General features: G+C 68.3%; 20 protein-coding genes. 11 read left to right on the top strand and 9 right to left on the bottom strand.

The features are described 5' to 3' along the window. Positions 1 to 188 precede the first annotated feature (188 nt). Complete coding sequence (locus tag JQ639_RS29825) at positions 189 to 1,877, bottom strand: methyl-accepting chemotaxis protein (RefSeq protein ID WP_211963176.1); 1,689 nt, start codon at positions 1,875 to 1,877, stop codon at positions 189 to 191. 358 nt (positions 1,878 to 2,235) lie between these two features. Here JQ639_RS29825 and JQ639_RS29820 point away from each other — a divergent pair, with 358 nt between their 5' ends. Further along, positions 2,236 to 3,420, top strand: coding sequence for an acyltransferase family protein (locus JQ639_RS29820; RefSeq protein WP_211963168.1), 1,185 nt, complete (start codon positions 2,236 to 2,238; stop codon positions 3,418 to 3,420). 22 nt (positions 3,421 to 3,442) lie between these two features. Here JQ639_RS29820 and JQ639_RS29815 read toward each other — a convergent pair whose 3' ends face one another. Beyond that, on the bottom strand, positions 3,443 to 3,967 hold the full coding sequence (locus JQ639_RS29815) for a nucleoside 2-deoxyribosyltransferase (RefSeq protein ID WP_211963166.1): 525 nt from the start codon (positions 3,965 to 3,967) through the stop codon (positions 3,443 to 3,445). Then, positions 3,964 to 4,161 (bottom strand): hypothetical protein, encoded by a 198-nt coding sequence (locus tag JQ639_RS29810; protein WP_211963164.1) that lies wholly within the window; start codon positions 4,159 to 4,161, stop codon positions 3,964 to 3,966. Before JQ639_RS29810 ends, JQ639_RS29815 begins: the two co-directional genes overlap by 4 nt. A gap of 404 nt (positions 4,162 to 4,565) precedes the next feature. Here JQ639_RS29810 and JQ639_RS29805 point away from each other — a divergent pair, with 404 nt between their 5' ends. Both JQ639_RS29805 and JQ639_RS29800 read left to right on the top strand, forming a co-directional pair. Beyond that, positions 4,566 to 4,709, top strand: coding sequence for a hypothetical protein (locus JQ639_RS29805; protein WP_211963163.1), 144 nt, complete (start codon positions 4,566 to 4,568; stop codon positions 4,707 to 4,709). Positions 4,710 to 4,723: 14 nt separating this feature from the next. Next, positions 4,724 to 5,035 (top strand): hypothetical protein, encoded by a 312-nt coding sequence (locus tag JQ639_RS29800; protein ID WP_249122852.1) that lies wholly within the window; start codon positions 4,724 to 4,726, stop codon positions 5,033 to 5,035. 33 nt (positions 5,036 to 5,068) lie between these two features. Here JQ639_RS29800 and JQ639_RS29795 read toward each other — a convergent pair whose 3' ends face one another. Next, positions 5,069 to 7,042: a methyl-accepting chemotaxis protein gene (locus JQ639_RS29795; protein ID WP_249122851.1), complete on the bottom strand. Its 1,974-nt coding sequence runs from the start codon at positions 7,040 to 7,042 to the stop codon at positions 5,069 to 5,071. A gap of 365 nt (positions 7,043 to 7,407) precedes the next feature. Between JQ639_RS29795 and JQ639_RS35735 the strand changes: the two genes are divergently transcribed. Next, entirely contained in the window at positions 7,408 to 8,451 is a 1,044-nt protein-coding gene (locus JQ639_RS35735; protein WP_211963161.1) for an HD-GYP domain-containing protein, read from the top strand. 68 nt (positions 8,452 to 8,519) lie between these two features. Next, positions 8,520 to 9,518, top strand: coding sequence for an AraC-like ligand-binding domain-containing protein (locus JQ639_RS29785; RefSeq protein WP_211963159.1), 999 nt, complete (start codon positions 8,520 to 8,522; stop codon positions 9,516 to 9,518). Between the two features lie 10 nt (positions 9,519 to 9,528). Here the strand turns inward: JQ639_RS29785 and JQ639_RS29780 are convergent, their stop codons facing one another. Then, complete coding sequence (locus JQ639_RS29780) at positions 9,529 to 10,272, bottom strand: CBS domain-containing protein (protein ID WP_211963157.1); 744 nt, start codon at positions 10,270 to 10,272, stop codon at positions 9,529 to 9,531. 195 nt (positions 10,273 to 10,467) lie between these two features. Between JQ639_RS29780 and JQ639_RS29775 the strand changes: the two genes are divergently transcribed. Continuing rightward, a complete protein-coding gene (locus tag JQ639_RS29775; RefSeq protein WP_211963156.1) occupies positions 10,468 to 11,349 on the top strand; it encodes a universal stress protein in 882 nt (293 codons plus the stop codon). 12 nt (positions 11,350 to 11,361) lie between these two features. On the opposite strand, the gene JQ639_RS29770 is transcribed toward JQ639_RS29775, so the two are convergent. Then, positions 11,362 to 11,805: a hypothetical protein gene (locus tag JQ639_RS29770; RefSeq protein ID WP_211963154.1), complete on the bottom strand. Its 444-nt coding sequence runs from the start codon at positions 11,803 to 11,805 to the stop codon at positions 11,362 to 11,364. Positions 11,806 to 11,962: 157 nt separating this feature from the next. Here JQ639_RS29770 and JQ639_RS29765 point away from each other — a divergent pair, with 157 nt between their 5' ends. Then, positions 11,963 to 12,715, top strand: coding sequence for a Crp/Fnr family transcriptional regulator (locus tag JQ639_RS29765; protein ID WP_211963152.1), 753 nt, complete (start codon positions 11,963 to 11,965; stop codon positions 12,713 to 12,715). Positions 12,716 to 12,943: 228 nt separating this feature from the next. On the opposite strand, the gene JQ639_RS29760 is transcribed toward JQ639_RS29765, so the two are convergent. Then, the gene (locus tag JQ639_RS29760; RefSeq protein WP_249122850.1) at positions 12,944 to 13,435 is read right to left on the bottom strand and encodes a cupin domain-containing protein; all 492 of its coding nucleotides are present in this window, start codon (positions 13,433 to 13,435) and stop codon (positions 12,944 to 12,946) included. A gap of 301 nt (positions 13,436 to 13,736) precedes the next feature. Between JQ639_RS29760 and JQ639_RS29755 the strand changes: the two genes are divergently transcribed. From JQ639_RS29755 to JQ639_RS29740, 4 genes are all read left to right on the top strand, one after another. Beyond that, positions 13,737 to 14,345, top strand: coding sequence for a 3-keto-disaccharide hydrolase (locus JQ639_RS29755; RefSeq protein WP_211963150.1), 609 nt, complete (start codon positions 13,737 to 13,739; stop codon positions 14,343 to 14,345). Between the two features lie 69 nt (positions 14,346 to 14,414). After that, the gene (locus JQ639_RS29750; protein ID WP_211963148.1) at positions 14,415 to 14,696 is read left to right on the top strand and encodes a hypothetical protein; all 282 of its coding nucleotides are present in this window, start codon (positions 14,415 to 14,417) and stop codon (positions 14,694 to 14,696) included. A gap of 49 nt (positions 14,697 to 14,745) precedes the next feature. Next, positions 14,746 to 15,969, top strand: coding sequence for an ABC transporter substrate-binding protein (locus JQ639_RS29745; RefSeq protein ID WP_211963147.1), 1,224 nt, complete (start codon positions 14,746 to 14,748; stop codon positions 15,967 to 15,969). Between the two features lie 389 nt (positions 15,970 to 16,358). Continuing rightward, complete coding sequence (locus JQ639_RS29740) at positions 16,359 to 19,487, top strand: ATP-binding protein (protein WP_211963146.1); 3,129 nt, start codon at positions 16,359 to 16,361, stop codon at positions 19,485 to 19,487. A 28-nt stretch (positions 19,488 to 19,515) separates the two neighbouring features. Here JQ639_RS29740 and JQ639_RS29735 read toward each other — a convergent pair whose 3' ends face one another. Together JQ639_RS29735 and JQ639_RS29730 are read right to left on the bottom strand one after the other, a co-directional pair. After that, entirely contained in the window at positions 19,516 to 21,027 is a 1,512-nt protein-coding gene (locus tag JQ639_RS29735; RefSeq protein WP_211963145.1) for an MmgE/PrpD family protein, read from the bottom strand. 59 nt (positions 21,028 to 21,086) lie between these two features. Beyond that, the gene (locus tag JQ639_RS29730) at positions 21,087 to 22,556 is read right to left on the bottom strand and encodes an MmgE/PrpD family protein (RefSeq protein ID WP_211963144.1); all 1,470 of its coding nucleotides are present in this window, start codon (positions 22,554 to 22,556) and stop codon (positions 21,087 to 21,089) included.

Here is a 22,556-nt window from a genome sequence, read left to right as displayed (position 1 = left end):
TGGAAACACAACCATGACGCGAACCTTACAAACGTCAATGGTCTGAAAATAAAAAAGAATTTTAAAAGCAGCCGCGCCACACTCTCCCCGAAAAAGCGGCAGCGCCACAACCGTTCCTCCGCGATGGAGGCCGGTTGCGGCGCTGCGACAAAATGCGCTCTCGTCGGGCTCGACTCAGCCGGCGCCGGTCATGCCGCGCGGATGTTGGCGAGGAAGCGATCGACGTCGGCGCGCAGCGCCGCCGACTGACGGCTGAGTTCTTCGGCGGACAGCAGCACTTGATTGGCGGCCGTGCCGGTCTCGCCGGCCGCCTGGTTGACGCCGACGATGGTCTGCGACACCTGCCCGGTGCCCTCGGCCGCCTGCTGCACGTTGCGGGCGATCTCCTGGGTGGCGGCGCCCTGTTCCTCCACCGCCGAGGCGATGGTGGTGGCGATTTCGTTGATGGAGGCGATGGTGCCGCTGATGCTGCCGATCGCCGCGACCGCCTCGCCGGTGGCCTGCTGCATGGCGGCGACCTGGGCGGAAATCTCCTCGGTGGCCTTGGCGGTCTGGCTCGCGAGCGACTTCACCTCGTTGGCGACGACCGCGAAGCCGCGGCCGGCTTCGCCCGCTCGTGCCGCCTCGATGGTGGCGTTGAGCGCCAGCAGGTTGGTCTGGCTGGCGATGTCGCTGATCAGCTTGACGACGTCGCCGATCTTCTGCGCCGCCGACGACAGCCCCTGCACGGTGGCGTTGGTGCGGTTGGCTTCCTGCACCGCCTTGGCGGCGATCTCGGTCGACTGCGTCACCTGGCGGCCGATCTCGCCGACCGACGACGACAGCTCCTCGGTCGCGACCGCGACCGTCTGGACATTGGACGTCGCCTGACCGGCGGCGGTCGCCACCGTCGACGCCTGACGGCTCGCCTCCTCGGCGGTCGCCGACATCGTCTGCGACATCGAGCGCATGCCGCTGGCGGACTGGCCGAGGGTGTCGAGCGAGGCGCGCACGCCGGTCTCGAAGTCATCGGCGAGGCGGCCGAGGAAGTGCCTCTTCTCGTCTTCCGACTTCTGCTTCAGCGCATCCTGCTCGGCGCGCAGCCGCGCGGTCTCCTGCATGTTGTCCTTGAACACCTGCACCGACTGCGCCATCGCGCCGACCTCGTCGCCGCGTTCGAGGGCCGGGATCGTGGTCTGTGCGTCGCCGCCGGCGAGCTTGCGCATCGCCGCGGTCATGCCGGTGATGGGATTGACGATGCTGCGTCCCAGCAGCACGGACATGCCGACCACCAGCAGCAGCGCCACCACGGACAGGCCGCCGATCCATTCGACCTGCGACCAGAAGATGGCATTGACGTCGTCGAGATAGATGCCGGCTCCCATCGACCAGTTATAGGGCTTGTAGCCCAGGGCGTAGACGATCTTCGGCTGCGGCTCGGTGGCACCGACCTTGGGGAAGCGGAAGGTGCTGAAGCCCGATCCCGGTCCCTTGCTCACCAGCTCGACCTGTTCGCGGGTGAAATAGACGCCATCCGGATCGGGGGTGTTCATCAGGTTCTTGCCCTCGACCTTGGGATTGGGGTGGGCGACCACGTTGCCGCTCATGTCGAGGGCGTAAAAGTAGTCGTTGTCCTTGCCGAACCGCAGGCTGCGCAGCAGCGTCTTGCTGCGCTCCAGCATCTCCGCCTCGGACAGTCCCGCCTTCTTCGCCGTCTCGCGGTCGAAGTCGAGCGCCTGCTGGGTCACGCGCACGAGATCCTGCAGCTTGGCCTTGCGATCCTCCAGCAGATTGCTCTTGAGCGTCGACAGTCCGACCGCGGCCACCGCGCCGATGCCGAGCACCGCGAGGCACACCATGATCATGAGCTTGGAAGAGATCCGCAAATTGCCGAGCATCGTGCACCTTTCCTGGGCGACTGGGGGCGCGCGGCGCCAGGGAAGCACCGCAAAATAATACCCCTGCTATCGGCAATTGGTGAAATAGGCCCTAACAGCCGCCGGCCGCGGCCTTCCGCACATTGCCGCAGGCAGCCTCGCGAAAGCCCCGACCGACACCTGCCGCGGCGCCGGCAGGGGACGCCACCCGGCGCCCCGCCGGCCGCGACACATCAGACAAAGCAGCATCCAAATACCTCTCCGCGAACAGCCTTCCGCCCGCGCGAACCATTTGTTGACGGGCAATGTGAGACCATCGCCGCTGAATTTTCAGGGGGCGAGAAGATCCCTGGCCGATTCCTGGCAGGAGAGCGTTCCCATGACCGACATCGCGACCGCCCTGCCCGCGGGCCGCACCACCACACCGCCCGCCACGGCCGTGGCGGCGGAGCATCCGGAGGCCCGCCGCATCCCCGCGCTCGACGGCCTGCGCGGCCTCGCCACCATCATGGTGATCCTGTCGCACTATTTCGGCGAGGTGGAGCACGGCCTGCGCGCGATCATGGTCGGCTGGCTGGCGGTCGACATCTTCTTCGTGCTGAGCGGCTTCCTGATCGGCAAGCTGATCCTCGAGCGCCGCGCCCATGCCAACTTCTTCGCCGTGTTCTATGTCCGCCGCGCCTGCCGCATCGTCCCCGCCTACGTTCTCACCCTGCTCGCCGTCACGCTGCTGTACCGCGCGCTGCCCTATCCATGGACCGAGGCGTCGGACGCGATCCCGCTGTGGGGCTACCTGACGTTCGTGCAGAACATCTTCATGGTGGCGACCGACAGCATCGGCGCCCACTGGCTGGCCCCGACCTGGACGCTCGCGGTCGAGGAGCACTTCTATCTGCTGGTGCCGGCGCTGATCGTGTTCGCGCCGCGGCGCTGGATCGTGCGCATCCTCACCGTCGCGACGCTCGGTGCGCTGGTGCTGCGCGGGACGATCGCCTTCGGCGGCCACTCGCCGATGGCGGCGCTGGTGCTGCTGCCGGGCCGCGCCGACATCCTGGCCTGCGGCGTGCTGGCGGCGATCGCCATCACCACCCGGACGATCGACTGGCCGCGCTTCGTCCCGGCGATCCGCGTCGCGCCGCTGGTGCTGATCGTCGCCGCGCTGGCGCTGCGCATCGTCGACACCCGCGTCTACGACACCTTCGGCGCGCTGCTGATCGGCGCCGGCTGCGCCGCCTTCCTGCTGTGCATCGTGCTCGGCACGCCGGAAGCCGCACGCTTCCGCTCGAAGACGCTGCAGTTCTTCGGCAACAACGGCTACTGCCTGTACCTGACGCATCTGCCGATCCTCGGCCTGATGCACGGCCTCCTGCTCGGCGCCACGCCGGGCCTCGGCACCCCGGCGCAGTGGGCGGTGACCATCGCCGCGCTGCCGGTCTGCGTGCTCGTCGGCTGGGGCATGACCAGGCTGGTCGAGGAGCCGCTCACCCGTTACGGGCGGACCTGGCGCTGGAGCACGGCGCAGCGCGGCGAACCGCGGCAGGCAGCGCACGACCTCGCGCGGTGACTCGCTCTCCACATCGTCGGCTTCAGCGCCGCACGCCGCCGAGATGATCGGCGCAGGCCGCCACCGCCTCACGCAACGACGCGAACACGTGACGCACGGCGGTGGCGATCATCAGGTTCTCGCCGAGGCCGAAATCCTCGATCGCCATCATCGCGCCGTCATAGACCACGCCGGCATGCTCCTGTGCCGCGCCGTCGACGGTGCGCTCCAGCAAGGTGCGCGGATCGGCAGTCCAGGCGAACACCGGCTTGCCGAGCGCCACCGCGAAGCCGATCTCGTAGGCGGTGCCCGGGTCCATGTTGGGGCCGCGAAACGGCGAGATCTCCGCCACCACGGCGTCGGCGCGGCGCACCATGTCCTCGTTGGCGCGGCGGATATGGTCGGCCTGGCGCGCCTTGTCGGCCTCGGCCTCGATCTCGTTGTCCATCGGCCACAGCGGCGAAAGGCCATGCGCGCGGCAGACCTGCTTGACCATGGCGGCGAACTCGACGACATCGCGGCGGAACACCCCGGGGCCCGCGAGGTAGACCTGCGCGCGCGCGATCACGGCTTCTGCGCCAGCAACTCGTCCCGTGCCTTTGTCAGGCGCTCGAGCTCCTCGGTCTGCTGGGCGATGCGGTCGGCGACCAGCGCCTCGTTGTTGCCGCCGGAGACGGCCGCGGCCTGCTCCACCAGTTGCCGGATGTTGTCGCGAACGATGGCGATCCGCCTGTCGAGTTCAGCCAGGGAAGCGAAGGTCATGGGTCGGTCTCCCTCCGGCCGCGCCCGGCCGGCTGAACGGATGATAGCGGCAACCGGCTGCCTCACCAGCTAGAATCTGCGGCCTCCCCCCATCCCCCCATGGCCCCACCGCCATGCCGGCCCTTGCCGCGCGGCGCCTCGTTCCGGTCGGTTTGCCGTCGAGCCCGACTCGATCTCCGCGCGGCCGACGCAGGTCGAGTTTCGGCAATCTGTGGCAGCGCCGATGCGCCAGCCGTCCACTGACGAATGCGTGATCGTGTCCTGACATTGCCCGCCACCATGCAGGACGCCGCGCCGTTTCACCGCTGCCGCGATGCTCCGAAGGATTTGCCCGGCGGCGACGGGCACGATAGGTTCGGCGCACCCGAATGGCAGGCGCAGGCCTGTCCAGTCACGAGCCGTGCATGGAAGACCGTTCCTTTTTCGTCGCCCTCGCCCTGGTGATGCTGGTGCTTGCCGCCGGCGAAATCGCCTATGGCGTCTACGGGCCTTTCTCCAGGTCCGGCCGCGACATGATCGACTTCAGCAGCCGCAACAGGCTGCGATGAACGGATCCTCCATCATGCTTTCCCGCACCGGACCACGAATCGCCCTGGCCGTCTGCGCCGTGGCGCTGACCGCCCTGCTGGTGACGACGGCGGACGCCGCCGCGCGGCACAGGCGGCACAAGACGACACGCTGGCAGGGCTACGGCTTCCTGCCCGGCGTGCGCTCGCCGGAACGGATCGAGTGGGAGCGGCGCGTGGCGCGCGAGCGCGATCCCTTCAATCGCTGGTACGGCTATCCCGGCTATTACCGCGGCCGCTGGAACGGCGGCGGCTTCGGCCCGTGCTGGACCTACACCCCGATCGGTCCGCACTACAATTGCGGCTGAGGCCGGCGACAGCGTCCCCGGCGCGCCGCAGCCTCAGGCCGCCTGTTCGGATGCCAGCAGGTGTCGCACGCGGCCGGCATCCGCTGCCGAGAAACGAACAAACGTATCGCCGCCGTCGATCCGCGCCACGCTCGCCCCGAACGGACCGCCAAAGCGATCGATCTCCAGCATCAGCGACGCACCGACCTGGCAGCCAGCCAGTCCCTCGAGCGTCGCTCCCGCGGCCGACAACTCGCGCACCCGCACCGGCACGACACGACCATCCCTGATCACCCGCCCGGCATGCCCGATGGCGATGCGAGGCTCGGTCCGGCGATCGACGTCCGTGGTCGAGGTGCGGATCACGCGCACCAGGATGGTGCGCAGGTCGTCGACCTTGCCTGCAATTTCCGTGGAGCCGTTCTGGATGTCCGACGCGCGACGCCCGGTCTCGACCGCTTCCTGGGACACCGTCGCGATCTGGCTCGCGACTTCGCGTGCCGCGCCGGAGGTCTCGTCGACCGTGCGGGCGATCTCGCGGGTGACCGCATTCTGCTCCTCGATCGCGGATGCGATCGCCGAGGAGACGCTCTCGACATGACCGATCGCCTTGCCGATGGCGGTGATCGAGGCGACCGACTCCCGCGTCGCGTCCTGGATCTCGGCGATCTGCTGCGAGATTTCGCCGGTGGCGTTCGCCGTCTGCTGTGCCAGCGACTTGACCTCGGAGGCGACGACCGCAAAACCGCGGCCGGCCTCGCCGGCGCGCGCCGCCTCGATGGTGGCGTTGAGCGCCAGCAGGTTGGTCTGGCTGGCGATCTCGCTGATCAGCTTGGTCACGGTGCCGACCCGGTCCGCCGCCTGCGACAGTCGGCCGATAATCGTCTGGGCCTGCTCCGACGCCGACACCGCCTCCGCGGTCAGCGCCTTCGATGAATTGACCTGGCTGGCGATCTCGGCGATCGAGGCGCTGAGCTGCGACGACGCCGCGGCGACCGTCTGCGCGTTCGCCAGGGCTTGCTCGGCGGCCGCCGCGACGCTGGCGCTGTTCTTGCCGAGCTGCACCGCCGTGCCGGTCATGTGGACGGCGTTCGCCGCCATGCGCTCGGTGCCGGCGGAGACCTGCGCCACCGCATTGGTGGTCTCGCGCTCCACGGTATCAGCCATGTCCTGCAACGCCCGGCGCTTGAATTCCTCCGCCGCCTGCCGCCGTTCCTCCTCCAGCACGGCTTCGGCGCGCGCCTTCTCGGCGGCGCGCAGCCGGAACTGGTCGATCGAACGCGCCATGTCGCCGAGTTCGTCGCGGCGCGACAGTCCCGGCAGGGCGATGGCGAAATCGCCCTCGCCGAGACGCGTCAGCGCCGACGTCATCGACACCATCGCCGAGGAGATTTTGCGCGCGATCAGGATCGTCACCACGCCGAGCAGCGCCATGACGATGCCGGCGACGATCGCCACCTCGCGAATGCTCTGCCACACCTGCGCGTCGAGGTCGTCGATATAGACGCCGGTGCCGATGATCCAGTTCCAGGGCTGGAAGCCGACGACGTAGGACAGCTTGGGCTGCGGCGCATCCTTGCCCGGCTTCGGCCATTGGTAATCGACGAAGCCCGCGCCGTTCTTCTTGACCTCGTCGACGAACGCGACGAAGAGATGCTTGCCGTTGGGATCCTTGATGCCGCCGAGGTCCTTGCCGTTGAGCTCGGTCTTCTCCGGATGCATGATCATCCGCGGTCCGAAATCGTTGATCCAGAAATAGTCGCCCTTGCCGTAGCGCAGCTTCGCAATCCGCGCCGCGGCGCTGGCGCGCGCGGCCTCGTCTGTCGCTTGGCCCTGACGCACCTTGTCGTGCTCTTCCTGGGCGAAGCCGAGCGCGAGTTGCGCCAGATGGCTCAGTTCGCTCTGGCGCTGCTCCTTGAGCGCCCGGGAGAGAGTACTGGCCTGCATCACCGCGAGGCCCATCAGGCAGCAGAAGCTGAGGCCGATGATGCAGTAGATGCGAAGGCTGACCGAAAGCCGGCGAAACATCAGAACATTCCCGTCATGACGATGGCACGAGGTTGAGTGAATCAACGCTGCCAAACTCTCACGGCAATGCTTCCACAATCTTAATCACGCTGTTCTTCCGCAGCGCTTTCGACGTCCACCAACCGCCACCATTGATCACATCCTGACGACAACGTCGCCTTTTGAGCGCGCGTGGCGCATTTCGGCTGGAAGACGCACGAATCGCAGGGCGATTGTCATCCGCGTCCTTCGTGCTTCGCGGCCATCCCAGCCGTTAAGAGAAGCTTGTCGGCGAGCTGCGTCTACGCGGCGATCGCGGAAGAAAGTGCCAACGGAATGCCGCTAGTTTGAATCAAACACGCCTTCTCCAGCGGAGGATTTTAACCGTGATCACGTCATCGACCCCGCGCCGTCGCATCTGCCTGCTGACCGACACCGTCGAACGCGCCGACGCGCTCTCCACCCTATTGCGCGACGACGGCGAGATCGTTGCGCTGGCGATCGCCGGTGCCGATGCCCCGCCGCCGAATTGCGACGCGATCATCGTCGCCGCCGACATGCGCGACGTTGCCACCATCGCTTGGCTCCGGGAGCGGATGGCGCATCTCCACGACGCGCCGTGCAGACTGTTCGTTCTCAGCCGCACCGACCACTCGCGCGTGGTACAGGCGCGCGCCCTCGGCGCGACCGACGTGCTGTTTCGGCCGGTGACGGCCGAGAGCCTGCGGGCGCGCCTGCCGCGCATGCACGCCGCGGCACGGGCCGTCGACGGCTGCGCCGCGGCGCTGCGCGCGGTGTTCGACCAGATGGCGGCGCCGCACCGCCGGCTCGATCTCGAACAGGCCGACGCCGCGACCGACACGATCATCGCCAGTGTCGCCGCCAACGGCCTTGGCGCATGGCTCGACGAGGTCCGCCGTCACCACGAAGGCACGTTCCAGCATTGCCTGCTCGTGGCCGGCGTGGCGGTGGATTTTGGCCTCAGCCTCGGCCTCGCCGGCCGCGACCTGCACAATCTCGGTCTCGCCGCCACGCTGCACGACATCGGGAAGATCGGCATTTCCCTCGACATCCTCGACAAGGCCGGGCGGCTCGATGCCGACGAGCGGCGCATCATCGAGCAGCACCCCTCGATCGGGTTCGACTGCATCCGCGGCACGCGCGATCTGCCGGCGGACGTCGCCGAGGCTGTGCTGCATCATCACGAATACCTCGACGGCAGCGGCTATCCCGATCGCCTCACTGCGCCGCAGATCCCCGACCTGACGCGGATCATCACCATCGCCGACGTGTTCGCCGCACTGATCGAACGCCGCCGCTACAAGCCTCCGGTTGCGCGCGAGCGCGCCTACGCCATGCTCGGAGAGATGGCGGGCAAACTCGAACAACCGCTGGTCGTGGCGTTCCGCGCCACCGCGACCAGGCGTTGATGGAACCGGCAGCCCGCCCGGAGAAGCGCTGTCTTTATATGATAACCTTACTATGATTGATTCGACGCATGTCCATCGAAGGCAAGACCATGCTGACCGTCCCCCGCGATCCACTGCATCGTTTCCCGACCGTGCGAACCTCCGATCCCGACGAGTTCCGGCATGCGCTCGTCAGCATCTATGGCGCCCGCTCGCTGACGGTGCATGACCCCACGCGGTTGCGCACCCGCGGCAACTTCGTGCGCCTCGGCAGCGTCGCGATCGGCTTCAGCGCCTGCACGGCGCCGGCGGAGGTGCGGTTCGACGGCGCCGACTTCGCCCGCGTCCAGATCGGTCTCACCGGCCATGCCCGCACCACCAGCGGCGGTCGCACGGTCGACATCGATGCCCGCCAGTACTGCATCACCTCGCCGGACCGGCCGGCCACGCTGGAGTACGGCGAGGACTTCGAGCACCTGGTGCTGCGCATCGACCGCAACGCGCTGACGCGCAAGCTGACATCGTTGCTCGGCGCGCCGCCCCATGGCGGCATCGAGTTCGATGCCGCGGCCTTCAGCAGCGCCGCTGCAGTCGACGGGCTGCGCGATCTCATGCTGTTCCTGGCGCGGCAGCTCGACGGCGACGGCGCGCAGTTGCCGCCGCTGGCGCTCGCCGAAATCGAACAGGCGTTGATTGTCGGCCTGCTGTGCACCGGCCGGCATCGCTTCAGCGACCTGCTGCAGCAGGAAGCGCCGGGCGCGAGCGCCGCGCAGGTGCTGCGCGTGGAGGACTACATCGAGGCCAACTGGGATCACCCGCTGAGCATCGACGATCTCGCCGCCGCCACCGGGATCGCCGCACGCACGCTGTTCCGCGCCTTCCAGACAGCGCGCGGCTATTCGCCGATGGCTTTCGTCAAGACGCTGCGGCTGCGCAAGGCGCGCGAAATGCTGCTGATCGAAGGCACATCGGTAAGCGGCGCGGCCTTTCGCTGCGGCTTCTCCAATCTCGGGCACTTCGCCCGCGACTACCGCAATGCGTTCGGCGAGCGCCCGTCCGCGACGCGGGCTCGCGCACGCGGCCGATGACCGGTCGCCGTCACGTGCGACGCGCCGCAGGCTCCTGCGGCGGCGCAATGGCATCCGGCTCGATCAGACAGAGGCCCGACATCGGGTCGACCCAGTACATGTGGTCGCGCACCTCCTTCACCCCGGAGACGTTTTCGGCCGCGACCACGATCGCGCGGCGGACATTCTCGTCGGTAATGGCGCCGTAGAGGTCGACGACGCCGTCGCACACCATCACGCTGATGCCGATGGGCGCCCACTCGCCCTTGTCGATCGCCGCGACGATGCGCCGGCGGATGTGCTCGTCGTCGGCGGTGGGATCTGGCACCTCGCGCGCGAGGCTGGCCACCGCGCGGACGAAGTTCTGGCGGCTGATGATGCCGACCACCTTGCCGGCACGCAGCACCGGCACGCGCTTGACGCGGCGGCGCTCCATCAATGCGACGATCTCCTCGAGCGCCATGTCCTCGTCCACCGACACCACGTCCGGCGTCATGACGTCTTCGACCCGCCGGCCGGTGGTGCGGACATAGTTCACCGCCTCGCGGCCGGGGTCGAGCACGAAGGACAGCCAGCGCGGCCGGCGCCCCTGCGTGCCGATCTCGCGCCGGCGCAGGAAATCGCGCTCGGTAACGATCCCAACGAGGTGCCCGCCTGCGTCGATGACCGGCAGGCCGCTGATGTGATTTTCGATCATCAGCCGCGCGGCGTGCTCGGTGGTCGCGTCCGGCGCCACCGAAATGACTTTCCGCGTCATGATGTGATGGGCCTTCATCGCCGTGATCTCCCGCTCGCCATTCGCACCGGCTGACGATGCCGGTCCCGGCAAGCCTAGTGGTCCGCGGGACCGCAGCCTTGACGCAGCTCAAACCCCGCCATCCGGCGGATCATGGCCGGGGTTTGCGGCAGATCAAGCGGCATGGCGGCGGCGGCGGCTACCAATAGCCGTCCGCAACCATTGGAGCCTGCCATGGCCGTCCGGGACCTTCTGCTGCCGTTGATCAGCTATCCGCTGCCGCTGTCGGAGGCCGCGATCGAACGCGCCGTCGCCGCCGCGCACGGCCTGTCGCAGGCCCGCGATGCCGCCGGACGCTTCCCCGAGATTCCGACCCGCGTCAGCGCGCTGGTGTGCGAAATCGAGCTGGAGGCCGGGCTGTATTTCGAAGGCGCGGATTTCGGCTCGTTTCTCGATCACGAGACGCGCAAGAGCCGCTTCAACGCCGACCGCCTCGCGCAGGAATTCGAGGCCGTTGCCACCCGGCATGGCGTGCGCCATCACTGCCGGCGCGAGCGCCGGACTATCGACGCGACGCGGCGGCTGCTCGTCGAGGAGGCCCGCCTGCACCAGGCCACGCTGTTGCCGATGCGCCGCGACGACGTCAACCAGCAGGACCTCGCGGTCAGCCTGCTGTTCGGCACCGGTCGGCCGCTGCTGGTCTGCCCGGAAAGCCCGGCGCGGCAGCCGGCTGCCGCGTTCCACACTGTCGCCATTGCCTGGGACGGCGGCCGCTCCGCCGCGCGCGCCGTCGCCGACGCCATGCCGTTCCTGCGCCGCGCGGCCGCGGTGCGCGTCTTCACCGCCACCGACGACAAGCCGGCGGCCGCCGAAGCCCGCGCCGCCGATCTCGCCACTCATCTCGCGGCCCAGGGCGTCGCCGCGAACGTCGACGCCATCCGCAAGACCGATGCGCACACGATCGGCAGCTTCATGGAATCCTATGTCGCGGCGCATGGCATCGACCTGCTGGTGATGGGCGCCTACGGCCATTCCCGGCTGCGCGAATTCATCCTCGGCGGCGCGACACGCTCGATCCTCGCCAACCCGCCCGGCTGGACGCTGCTGTCGCACTGAGCGGCGCAGGCATCAATTCTGGTGCAGACTGGTCGAGGCATGCGGCCTAGCGCCGGGCGCCTGCGCGGTCGGGCACGGCGCCGCCTCGCCACCCTGCGCGAACGGCCGCGCGATGAAGATCGTGTCGCAGCGCAGGTCGGCGGCGATGTCGCGGGCACAGGCGGCGATCGCCTCGTCGATGAGCCGTCCGGGGAGATACGCCACGATCATGTCGCCGATACACAGCCGGCGGCGGATGCGCAGGTCGAGGTCGATCCGATAGCTGAACAGCGCATGGATCAGGCCGCGGCAATCGCGAATGGTCATGAGGCCGCCGCCGGCCCGCCCGCAGTCATGCGCGCGCACAAACTGCACCCAGTCGGGCAAGGAAATGCTGGCGTCGTGCAGGTAGACCAGGGGATAGGCCGCCCGCGCGCCCTCCCCGGTCAGGGGGAGTGCCTGAAATTGCTCGATCATTCTGCGAATGTCCTGCTCGGGCCGCGACAATGCGGCGCTGCCAAGCGCGCCGGCATTGATCTGCGTCAACGACGCCCGTGGTTGATTTAGATCAACTGGCTGCGAGATTCCGGGCGCACTTTGAAGGGCGCGCCACCCGAACCAGACTGGACGCCTCATGACATTGACCGAGCCATGGAATGACGCCCGCGCCGATGCGCGCAAGCGGGCCTGCTCGCCGATCTGTGAGGACGGCGGCTGCGCGGACTGCAAGGTCCGCACGATCAGCGTGTGCGGCGCGCTGGAGGCGGAGGAGTTCGCCGCCCTCGAGCAGCTCAGCCATGCCGCGACATTCGCCGCCAAGGCGATGCTGTTCGAGCAGGGCGCCGTCGCCGGCAACCTGTTCAATGTCACCGAGGGCGTGGTGCGGCTGTACAAGTCCCTGCCGGACGGCCGCCGCCAGATCGTCGGCTTCGCGCTTGCCGGCGACTTCCTCGGCCTTGCCCTGATGGACCGCTACGGCGTGACCGCCGAGGCCGTGACGCCGGTCAAGGCCTGCCGCTTCGCCCGTTCGGCGTTCGTGCACTACATCGACGACAAGCCGCACCTGCTGCGACGTCTGCACGAATTCGCCGGCCACGAGCTCAGCCTCGCCCAGGACCAGATGCTGCTGCTCGGCCGCCGCAGCGCCGAAGAGAAGATCGCCGCTTTCCTGCTCAACCTGCAGGCGCGCTACGCCCGCATCGGATCGTCCTCCGTCACCATCCCGTTGCCGATGAGCCGGCAGGACATCGCAGACTATCTCGGCCTCACCATCGAGACGGTCAGCCGCACCCTGACCAAGCTGTCGCGCGACAAGACCATTCTGATCGTGCCGGATGGCGTGCGCCTGCTCAACATCGAGCGGCTCGACAAGCTCACCGCCGCCTGACGGCGCGCACCCTGCGGCGGTCCGCCACGCGGAAGCCGTTATCGGATTTGACCGAGATCAAACGCTGCGCCCGCATGGGCTTCTAGGCTCCGCGCATCATGCAAGGAGTTTCGCCGATGCCGCTCGACAGCCTTCTCGTCACTGCCGCCGTCGTCCTGATGTTCGTCTCATTCGCCGGCGTCATGGCCTGGGCCGATCTGCGCACCCGCAAGCCCTGAGCGCGGGTCCCTACTTGCTCTCGGCCACCTCCGTCGCGGTGGCCGGGCCCTCGCCGACGATCAGCAGCACCGTGTCCTCGTCCTTGGCGCCGTCCCAGTGCACCTGCTTGCCATAGTGGGTCACGAAGCTGCCGGCGGGCATGCCGACCGTGGCATGGTCGGGATCGAACGTGTTGCCCGTCCCGACATACCACGTGCCCTTGAGCACGGTGATGAAGCGATCGTTGGGATGGAAGTGCGGATGGCTGAAGTGATGGCCCCCTGTCCACCTGGTCATTACGACGTAGAGCCCGGGCTTCGACGGATCGCCCGCCAGCACCGCGTTCTGCGCGCCGCGCGCGTCCACCGGGCCCCAGGGAATCTTGTCCGGCAGCCTGAACGCCAGCACCGCCGGATCGAGCTCGGCCGCCCGGCTGGCGCCGCCGCCGGCGAACGGCATGGCGGCGACCAGCAGCGCGCCGGCGCACAACACCGAACGCAGGCCCACGATCCGGTGGCGCATGGCATGTCCTCCCGAGACGTTGTCTGAAACACGATATCGCTGGTGGATGCGGAGCGTGCAGCGATCCTAGCACGGCGTATCCGCGCCCCGCACCGGGGCATCGCCCTGCTCGCGGACAGTTGACGGATGCGCTCTTGCTGCGCCTGCGAACCGCAGTTGCGAGCAGACCACGCGCCGCGGCGCGCTATCCGCCCGCAGGCCGCGCTGCTATCGTCGCGGCGCGCCGGACCGGCGCACGGCCGCTCCCGGCGGCCGGCGACCAACGACAATCAAGATCATCAACGACAACGGGAGGCTGGCGATGAAACGTTCGACGGTCTGCGCCATCGGATTGCTGCTGATGGCGGCGGCATCCGGCGCGCTCTACGGCATCACCTCCGCCGCGGCACAGGCCGACGGCTGGATCACCGTGGTGGACGGCAAGGAGGTGGGGCAATGGGACAAGCTCGGCGAAGCCAACTGGCACATCGCCGATGGCGCGCTGGTCGCGGACCGCAAGGAAGGCAAGGATCCGACCTACATCATCACCAGGACGTCCTACAAGGACTTCGAGATCCGCGCCGAGTTCTGGGCCGATGAAGAGGCCAACAGCGGCATCTTCATCCGCTGCGCCGACATCAAAAATGTCGACTCCAACACCTGCTACGAGGTCAACATCTTCGACAAGCGGCCGCAGCCCGAATATGGCACCGGCGCGATCGTCGATGTCGGCAAGGTCGATCCGATGCCGAAGGCCGCGGGCAAGTGGAACAGCTATGAGATCACCGCGAAGGGCGATCACCTCGTCGTCGTGCTGAACGGCGTCAAGACCGTCGACGCCCACGACAGCAAGCATGCGGCGGGTCCGTTCGCGCTGCAATATGCCTCTGGCGTCATCAAATTCCGCAAGGTGCAGATCAAGCCGCTCTGAGCAAATCCCTCGCTGCGGAATACGTTGCGGCTGCGACGCGCGGCCGCAACGTCGTGCGCTGATCCCCGCATGATTTTTCGCACGCGGCTGTGGCTCTCCGCCGCGCGCCGTACTAGCGTGGCCGCAAAGCAAGGCCGCACCAGCGCGGCCATTCGGGAGGGTGCCATGGGCTTCACGGGTCCCGATGCCGCGCGCCGTCGGCGCGCCCGACGCTTCTCCGCCATGTCCGCGACCGCTGTCGCGATCGCGCTCATCACGCCGGCTGCGGCGCAGATATCGCCGCCCGCGAACGTCGTCGCCTCAGCCGAACGTCTGAACTGGCGGGTGCAGCATCTGATCCTGCATCCGTGACCGTCCGCCGACCGATGCCAACAACCAGCCCCGTGGGAGACGCCCCCCGATGATCCGCCGCACCATCGACCGACGCACCTTCATCGCCACCGCTACGGCCGCCGCCGCGCTCGGCGCCTCGACGCGGCGCGTGCGTGCAGCGAAATACGATCCCGGCGCCAGCGACACCGAGATCAAGCTCGGACAGACCATCCCGCACAGCGGCCCGGGCTCGCTGTACGGCGTGCTCGGCCGCACGGGTCTGGCCTATTTCGAGATGCTCAACCAGAAGGGCGGCATCAACGGCCGCAAGGTCACCTTCCTGACCCTCGACGATTCCTACAGCGCGCCGAAATGCGTCGAGGCGACACGCCGTCTCGTCGAGCAGGAGGAAGTGCTGGCGCTGTTCGGCTCGCTTGGCACCGCGCCGCAGACTGCCGTGCACAAATATCTCAACGGCAAGGGCGTGCCGCAGCTGCTGCTCAACACCGGCGCATCGAAGTGGAACGATCCCAGGACCTACAAGTGGACGACCGCAGGCCTGCCGCTCTACCCCACCGAGGCGCGCATCCTCGCCCGCCATGTGCTGAAGACCAAGCCAGAGGCGAAGATCGGCATTCTCTACCAGAACGACGATTTCGGCCGCGACTTCCTCGGGCCGTTCAAGCAGGTGCTGGCGGATGCCGGCGGCAAGGCCAGGGTGATCCTGGAAACCACCTACGACCTCACCGATCCGACCATCGACTCCCAGCTCATCAACCTGTCGAAGTCGGGCGCCGACGTGTTCTACAACATCACCACCGGCAAGGCGACGTCGCAGTCGATCCGCAAGGTCGCCGAACTCGGCTGGAAGCCGCTGCATCTGCTCTCCGCCGGCTCGACCGGCCGCTCGATCCTCAACGCCGCAGGCCTCGAGAACGCCGCCGGCATCGTCGCCATCAGCTACATCAAGGATATCGGCGCGCCGAAGTGGAACAGTGATGCCGACGTCATGGCGTTCGACGAGCTACGCAAGAAGTCGCTGCCCAACGTCGATCCCGACAACAGCATCGCCTTCGTCGGCTACGGCCAGGCGGTCACCATGGCCGAGATCCTGCGCCGCTGCGGCGACGAGCTGACGCGCGCCAATGTCATGAAGCATGCGACGACGCTCGCGGGCTTCCGCGCGCCGCACTTCCTCGACGGCGTCAGCTACAGCTACACGCCCGACGACTACACCTCGATCAAGACGCTCTATATCCAGACCTTCAACGGCAAGGACTGGGAGATTTCCGACAAGCCGGTCAGCGAATGACGCCGACGGACGGGCGCCCGTCACCCGTCCGTCATGAAGCAGAGGCGCGGCGGCAGGACGCCGCGGCTCAGCCTTAATTTTGCGTTGCCTGCCCCATCAAGCGGCAGCCAGCCATGGCCGCCGCTCTTTCTCGTGGACTCTCAGCGTGCTATCGTCGCCGCGCGCGCCGCGCCGGCACATGACGCGACGCGTGGAACACGGACCGAAACGAACCAATAAAGACGAAGTCGAGCATTGTCTTGCGGCGGACCGGCTTCCCCTTCGCAGCACGATGCTCCGCGCGATACGGTCGGGGCTTGTCGCGGACGGGACTGCCGGCGCTGCCGAAGACACAGGGCAGCATGGTGGCGGGCGGCATAACCATTCCTTGCGTCCATTGCGGTTTCGCGATGGGACCGTCGGTCCGCTTCTGCGGTGGCTGCGGCCGGCCGAAGACGCTGCCGAGCGCATTCGGCCATCATGCCCAGACCTTCCTGCAGTCGAGCGTGCCCGCCGGCCTCGCCCGCCATATCCAGCGCTCGGGCAACGCCATCCTCGGCGAGCGCAAGCATGTCACGGTGGTGTTCGCCGATATTCTCGATTCGACGGCACTGATCGACAGCCTCGACCCCGAAGAGGCCCTCGGCGTGCTGGCGCCGCTGCTGCGCCTGTTGATGGACGCGGTCCACCAGCACGACGGCTTCGTCAACCAGACGCTGGGCGACGGCATCATGGCGCTGTTCGGCGCGCCGATCGCGAGCGAAGACCATGCGGTGCAGGCCTGCCATGCGGCGCTGGCGATGCGCGAGGCGGTGCACGACCACAACCGGAGGACCGGCAGTTCCATCGCCATCCGCATCGGCGTCAATTCCGGCCAGGTGGTGATCCACTCGATCGGCAGCAATCTCGCCATGAACTATGACGCGGTCGGCAAGACCGTCCACCTCGCCGCGCGTATGGAAGAGATCGCCGCGCGCGACACCATCGTGCTGTCTGGCGACACCTATCGCCTCGCCGAAGGCTTCATCCGCGCGACGCCGCGCGGCCCTACCCGCGTCAAGGGCATCTCCGACACCATCGACGCCTACGAGCTGACCGAGCTGCGCCGCCGCACCCGCTGGCAGGTGCGCTCTGCGCGCGGCCTCAGCCTGCTGGTCGGCCGCCAGGACGAACTGCGCAGCCTTGCGGACGCAGTACAGCGCGCCGCCGAGGGCAAAGGCCAGGCGTTTGTCATTTCGGGCGACGCCGGACAAGGCAAGTCGCGCCTCGTGCACGATTTCATCCGCCAGCTCTCGGCCGACTGGATCGTGCTGGAGACCGCCTGCGCGCCGCAGCGCCAGACCTCGAGCTATCATCCGGTCTCGACCGTGATCCGCTCGCTGTTCAGCATCGGCCCCGACGATACGCCCGAGCGCATCACCGCGCGCACCCGCGAGGTGCTCGGACGCTTCGGGCCGGAGGCCGCGGCGTTCCTGCCGGCGGTGCTGTCGCTGCTCGACATCGACAGCGACGATCCGGACTGGCGCAGGCTGGAGCCGACCGAGCGGCGCAACCGCATCAGCGCCGCGATCCGCGCGCTGGTGCTGCACCAGGAGCGCATGACGCCGCTGGTGGTGCTGGTCGAGGACGTCCACTGGATCGATGGCGAGACCCGCCTCGTGCTGCAGAGCATGCTGTCGGTCGTGCGCCGCCACCGCATCGTGCTGATCGCCACCCAGCGCCCCGAGGGCAAGGCGCTCGACCGCAGCCTCAGCCGCATCGATCTCGGCCCGCTCGAGCCCGATGCCGCGCAGCGCCTGCTCGACTGGCTGATGGGCCGCGACCCCAGCCTCATTCCGGTCAAGCGCACGCTGCTGGCCCAGGCCCAGGGCAATCCGCTGTTTCTCGAGGAACTTGTGCAGGCGCTGCGCGACCAGAACGTGCTCGACGGTCAGCCCGGCAATTTCCGCGTCGCCTCGCCGTCGCTGCGCATCGACATTCCCCAGACCATCGCCTCGGTGCTCGCCGCGCGCATCGACCTGCTCGACGGCCTGCCCAAGACGCTGCTGCAGACCTCGGCCGTGATCGGCAGCGACGTGCCGCTGGTGCTGCTGTCGGACATGGTCGGCGTACCGCCGGACGCGCTCGCCGGCGAACTCGACACGCTGGAGCACGCCGACTTCCTCCGCCGCAACAAGATCGGTGCGCCGGCCGAATACACCTTCAAGCACGAGCTGACGCGCGAGGTCGCCTACAACACCATGCTGCTGGGCCTGCGCCGCTCGCTGCATGCCAAGGCGGTGGAGATCATCGAGAGCCGCTTCGCCGACCGCCTCGAAGAGCACATCGACCGCCTCGCCGACCACGCCTTTCTCGCCGGCCTGTGGGACAAGGCGATCCCCTATCAATTGCGCAGCTGCCGCCGCGCGCTCCGGCGCGGCGCCTATCACGACGCCATCAGCATCTTCGAGCGCGGCCTCGAAACCCTCGGCCGCTGGCCGCCATCACCGGTCCGCACCAAGACCGAGCTCGACTTCCGCCTCGCGGTGGTGATCGCGCTGGAGCCGCTCGGGCAGCATCGCCGCATCGCGCAGGTGCTGCGCGAGGCCCAGCGCCTCGCCTATGCGCTCGGTGAACCCCTGCGCATGGCGGCGGTCGATTTCCAGCTCGCCACCGCGCTGTGGCGGCTCGGCGAGCACGACGCGGCGATGGCCGCGGCGAGTGCCGCCACTGCCACCGCGGAACGCATCGACGTGCCGGCGATGACCTTCGCCGCGCCGTTCGCCATCGGCATGGTGCAGCACGAGACCGGCGCATTCGCCGCCTCCGTCGCCACCCACGAACAGTGCTTCGCCCACGAAAGCCCCGAGCTCGATGAGAAGCGTGCCGGCTGGGCCGCCTTCCCGTCGGTCATGCTGCGCACCTTCCTCGCCGACTCGCTGATCGAGCTCGGCGCCTATGAGCGCGCCGACGTTCATGCCAGCGAGGCCAGCCGTCGCGCCGAGACCGCCAACCACGCCTATTCGCGCGCCAACATCAACCATGTGCTGGGCCGCCTGCGCACGGCCCAGGGCCGCCACCAGGAAGCCATCGCGCTGCTGCGCCAGGGCTGGCAGGACTGTCTCGACCGCGACATGGTGCAGATGTATCCGGTGTTCGCCGCGCGCCTCGGCGAGGCCTATCTCGCCGCCGGCAATGTCGATGCTGCCCTGGAGATCATGGCCGCGCCGGAAAAACTCGACGTGCCGCTCGCCGAGCACGCCTTCGGCTGGCGCTACCTGTTCGTGGCGCAGGGACGCGCCTATCTCGCCGCCGGCCGCACCGCCGATGCGCGCACCGTCGCCGAACGCGCTCTCGCACTGGCGCTCGAACGCGGCGAGCCGCCGCAGCAGGCCTATGCGCTGAAGCTGCTCGGCGACATCGCGCTGGCGACCGGCGCGCCGGAGGCAGCCGATCATCTGCAGCGCGCCCGCGCCCTCGCCCGCCAGTGCGGCATGCAGCCGCTGGACGAAGCCTGCGCTGCCGCGCTCGCGACGGCGAACACCGGCGCGCTCCCCTGACGGGCGTGGCGCGCCCGATCGCGCCGTGTCACTGCGGCCTGACCGCAGCAACAGCATCGAGAAGCGCCTCGACGCGCGTCATCTGCTCGAGCGACCAGATTGTCTGAATCAGGGCCTTGCCCGCGGCGGCGGACGCCCGCGGCCCGACATTGCGCCAGAACTTCGCCACGATATCCTCGCGGGTGAGCGGGCGGCGTGGCGATCCCGGCAGGTCGTCGACCTGCTCAGTGAGCACTTCGCCAGAGCGCAGGGTCACCGCGACGCGGTTGGGAATTTGCCGCGGATAAAGCGCCGTCAGGGCCGGATCTTCCGCGATCGTGATCTTCGCCATCAGCGCCCGGACATCGGCAGCAGCAAGCCGCTCCGGCGCATAACTGTCGTTGGTGATGGTGCCGTCGAGCAGCGCGCGGGCCACGATATAGGGCATGCTGTGATCGGCGGTCTCCTTCGTCGCCGGCGCCCACACGTCCGGCCCGGTCGCCGTCTGCCGGTAGCCGAACTGGGTCGTTGCGACGCTCACCTTCGCGATCGCGCCGCGGTCGCTGATCTTGCCCGACAGGCGAATGGCCGCCTCCACCGCCGTCAGGGTGTGGCCCTGGGCGGGATAAGGCTTGACCAGCACATCATTGATGCGGAAGGGCAGGCCCTGGCCGCCGAAGCTCGCGGTGTCGATCACGATCGGCTCGCCCGCCACCTGGGTGTTCAATCCGAACCGCCCTTCGAAAATCGGGCTCGGGCCGGTGATGCCTTCGCGAGCGAGGATGGCCGCGAACACGCCGTGGCGCGACGCCGAGGCGTCCGCGAGGCCCTTCCAGTTCGACAGCACCTGGACGCGCGTCTGGTTCATGGCGACGTGATCAACCAGCGCAATATTGACTGCCTCGGTCAGGTGTTTGACCGAAAGCCCCATCAGCTTGCCCGCAGCGAGCGCCGCGGTGACCACGCCATAAGTCGTGTTGTCCCAACCACGGGCATTGAGCGAGACGGCGTCGAACAGCCGGCACTCGATCTCGTAGGCCGCAACGATCGCCACGATGACATCGCGGACCGATCGGCCCTCGGCCTCGGCGACTGCAAGGCACACCGACACGAAATCGCTGGGGTGGCCGACCTCCCTGGAGGCATAGCCGTCGTTGAGGTCGTAGTAGCGGATCGCGGCGCCATTCGCGAACGCCGCCATCTCCGTGCCAACGCGATGCCGCGTGCCGATCAGCGTGGCCTTGCCGTCCCCGGCCGCGCGGGCAATGCGATAGCAGCTGGCGACGACAGGCTCGTCGAGCGCGGCGAGCGCACAGCCGAAGGTGTCGACGAGGCGGAGCTTCACCGCCTCCAGCGTGGTGGCATCGACATCGGCATAGCCGAGCCCATCGACATAGGCGGCCAGCCGCGCCGCCAGGGGCGGCCCCTCTCCGCCGCCCGGCGACGGCGCGGCCGGCTGCGCCCGGCTTTGGCTTTGATTGTCGCCGGTGATCGCAACGGTGGCCGTCAGCGTCGCCGCCGCCGTCATCAATCGACGTCTGTCCGTCAGGATGTTGAACATGTGCTCGACCTTCCAGAAATGAAATGCAACGCAGGCGCCGGGATCACGCGCAGGCGACCTCAGCTCTTGACGACCAGCAGCTCGAACAGGCGGTCGAGCTTGTCCTGGCGCTCGAGGGTCCAGAGATAGTCCAGCACCTCGCGCTGATGCGCTTCGGACCACACCCTGGCGACGTTGCGCTTGAACTTCTGCTCGAAGTCGCTGCGTTGCATCGGCATGCCGATGAACCCCGGCAGCGCATCGACCTGATGCGAGACCGCGCGCCCATCGGTCAGCGTCGCGGTCACACGGTTGGGCAGCGCCTTCGGCGTCATGGCGGTCAACGCCTCATCCGGCTTGACCGTGATCTTCGCCATCAGGGCGCGCACCGCCGGATCGCGGATGGCCGCCAGCGTATAGCTGTCGTTGGTGATGTCGCGGTCGAGCATGGCGCGCGCCACGACATAAGGCAGGCTGTGGTCGGCGGTCTCCTTGGTCTCCGGCTTCCATTTCTCCGGATCCTTGCCCGCGGACATATAGGTGAAGTTCACGGTGGCGACCTCGATCGCCTGGATGCGGCCGAGATCGCCGACCTCCGCTGCGACCTTCGCGGCCGCAGGGATCGCGGTCAACGTGCCGCCCTGCGCCGGATAGAGCTTCACGCCGCAGTCATTGATGCGGAAGCGGCCGCCGCGGCCGCCGAACGCATCGGCGTCGAGTTCGAACGGCCCGGACACCTGCTTGAACAGCCCGGCATTGCCCTCGAAGATCGGCGACGGCCCGGTGACGCCGCGCCGCGCCAGCAACGCAGCGAACACGCCGTTGCGCGCCGCGTTGGCGTCGGCGATCCCCTTCCAGTCCGACAGCACCTGCACCCGCGTCTGGTTGAGCGCGAGATGGCCGCTGATGGCGAGGTTGACCGCCTGCGCCAGTTGCCTGGGCGGCAGCGCCATCAGCTTGCCCGCCGCGAGCGCCGAGGCCGGCAGGCTGTAGATCGGATGGTCCCAGCCGCGCCGCGTCAGTTCGGCCGCATCCATCAGGCGGCAGGCGATCTCGTAGGCGAGCACGGTCGACAGCAGCAGGTCGCGGCCGCCGCGTCCCTCGGCCTCGGCGATCGCAAGGCATGCCGTGATGTTGTCGCTGGGATGGCCGGGCTCGCGGCCGACATAGACATCGTTGAAATCGTAGTAGCGCACCGCGACGCCGTTGGCGAAGGCCGCAAGATCCGGACTGGTGCGCTGCGCCGTGCCGATCACCGTCGAAGGGCCACCGGGCAGCGCCAGGGCGACCTCGCGGCAGGCGCGCACCGGCGTTTCGCCGAACGCGGCGATGCCACAGCCGATGGCATCGATGAGATGCGCCTTCGCCGTCTCCAGGGTCGCCGCGTCCAGCGCGTCGAACCCGGTGCCGGCGACATAGGCGCCGAGCCGCTCGGCGATCGTCGGCGGCGCAGCCGCCGCGCCCTCGGCGGCGGTAGCCGCGCGCGACAGCATCGCGGCTGTGCTGGCGATGGCGCCGATGGCAGAACGCCGGTCGATCAATCGTGTCAT

The sequence above is a fragment of the Bradyrhizobium sp. U87765 SZCCT0048 genome, assembly GCF_018131225.1.
Lineage (GTDB): Bacteria > Pseudomonadota > Alphaproteobacteria > Rhizobiales > Xanthobacteraceae > Bradyrhizobium_A.
This window is presented reverse-complemented; position numbering and strand designations above follow the sequence as displayed.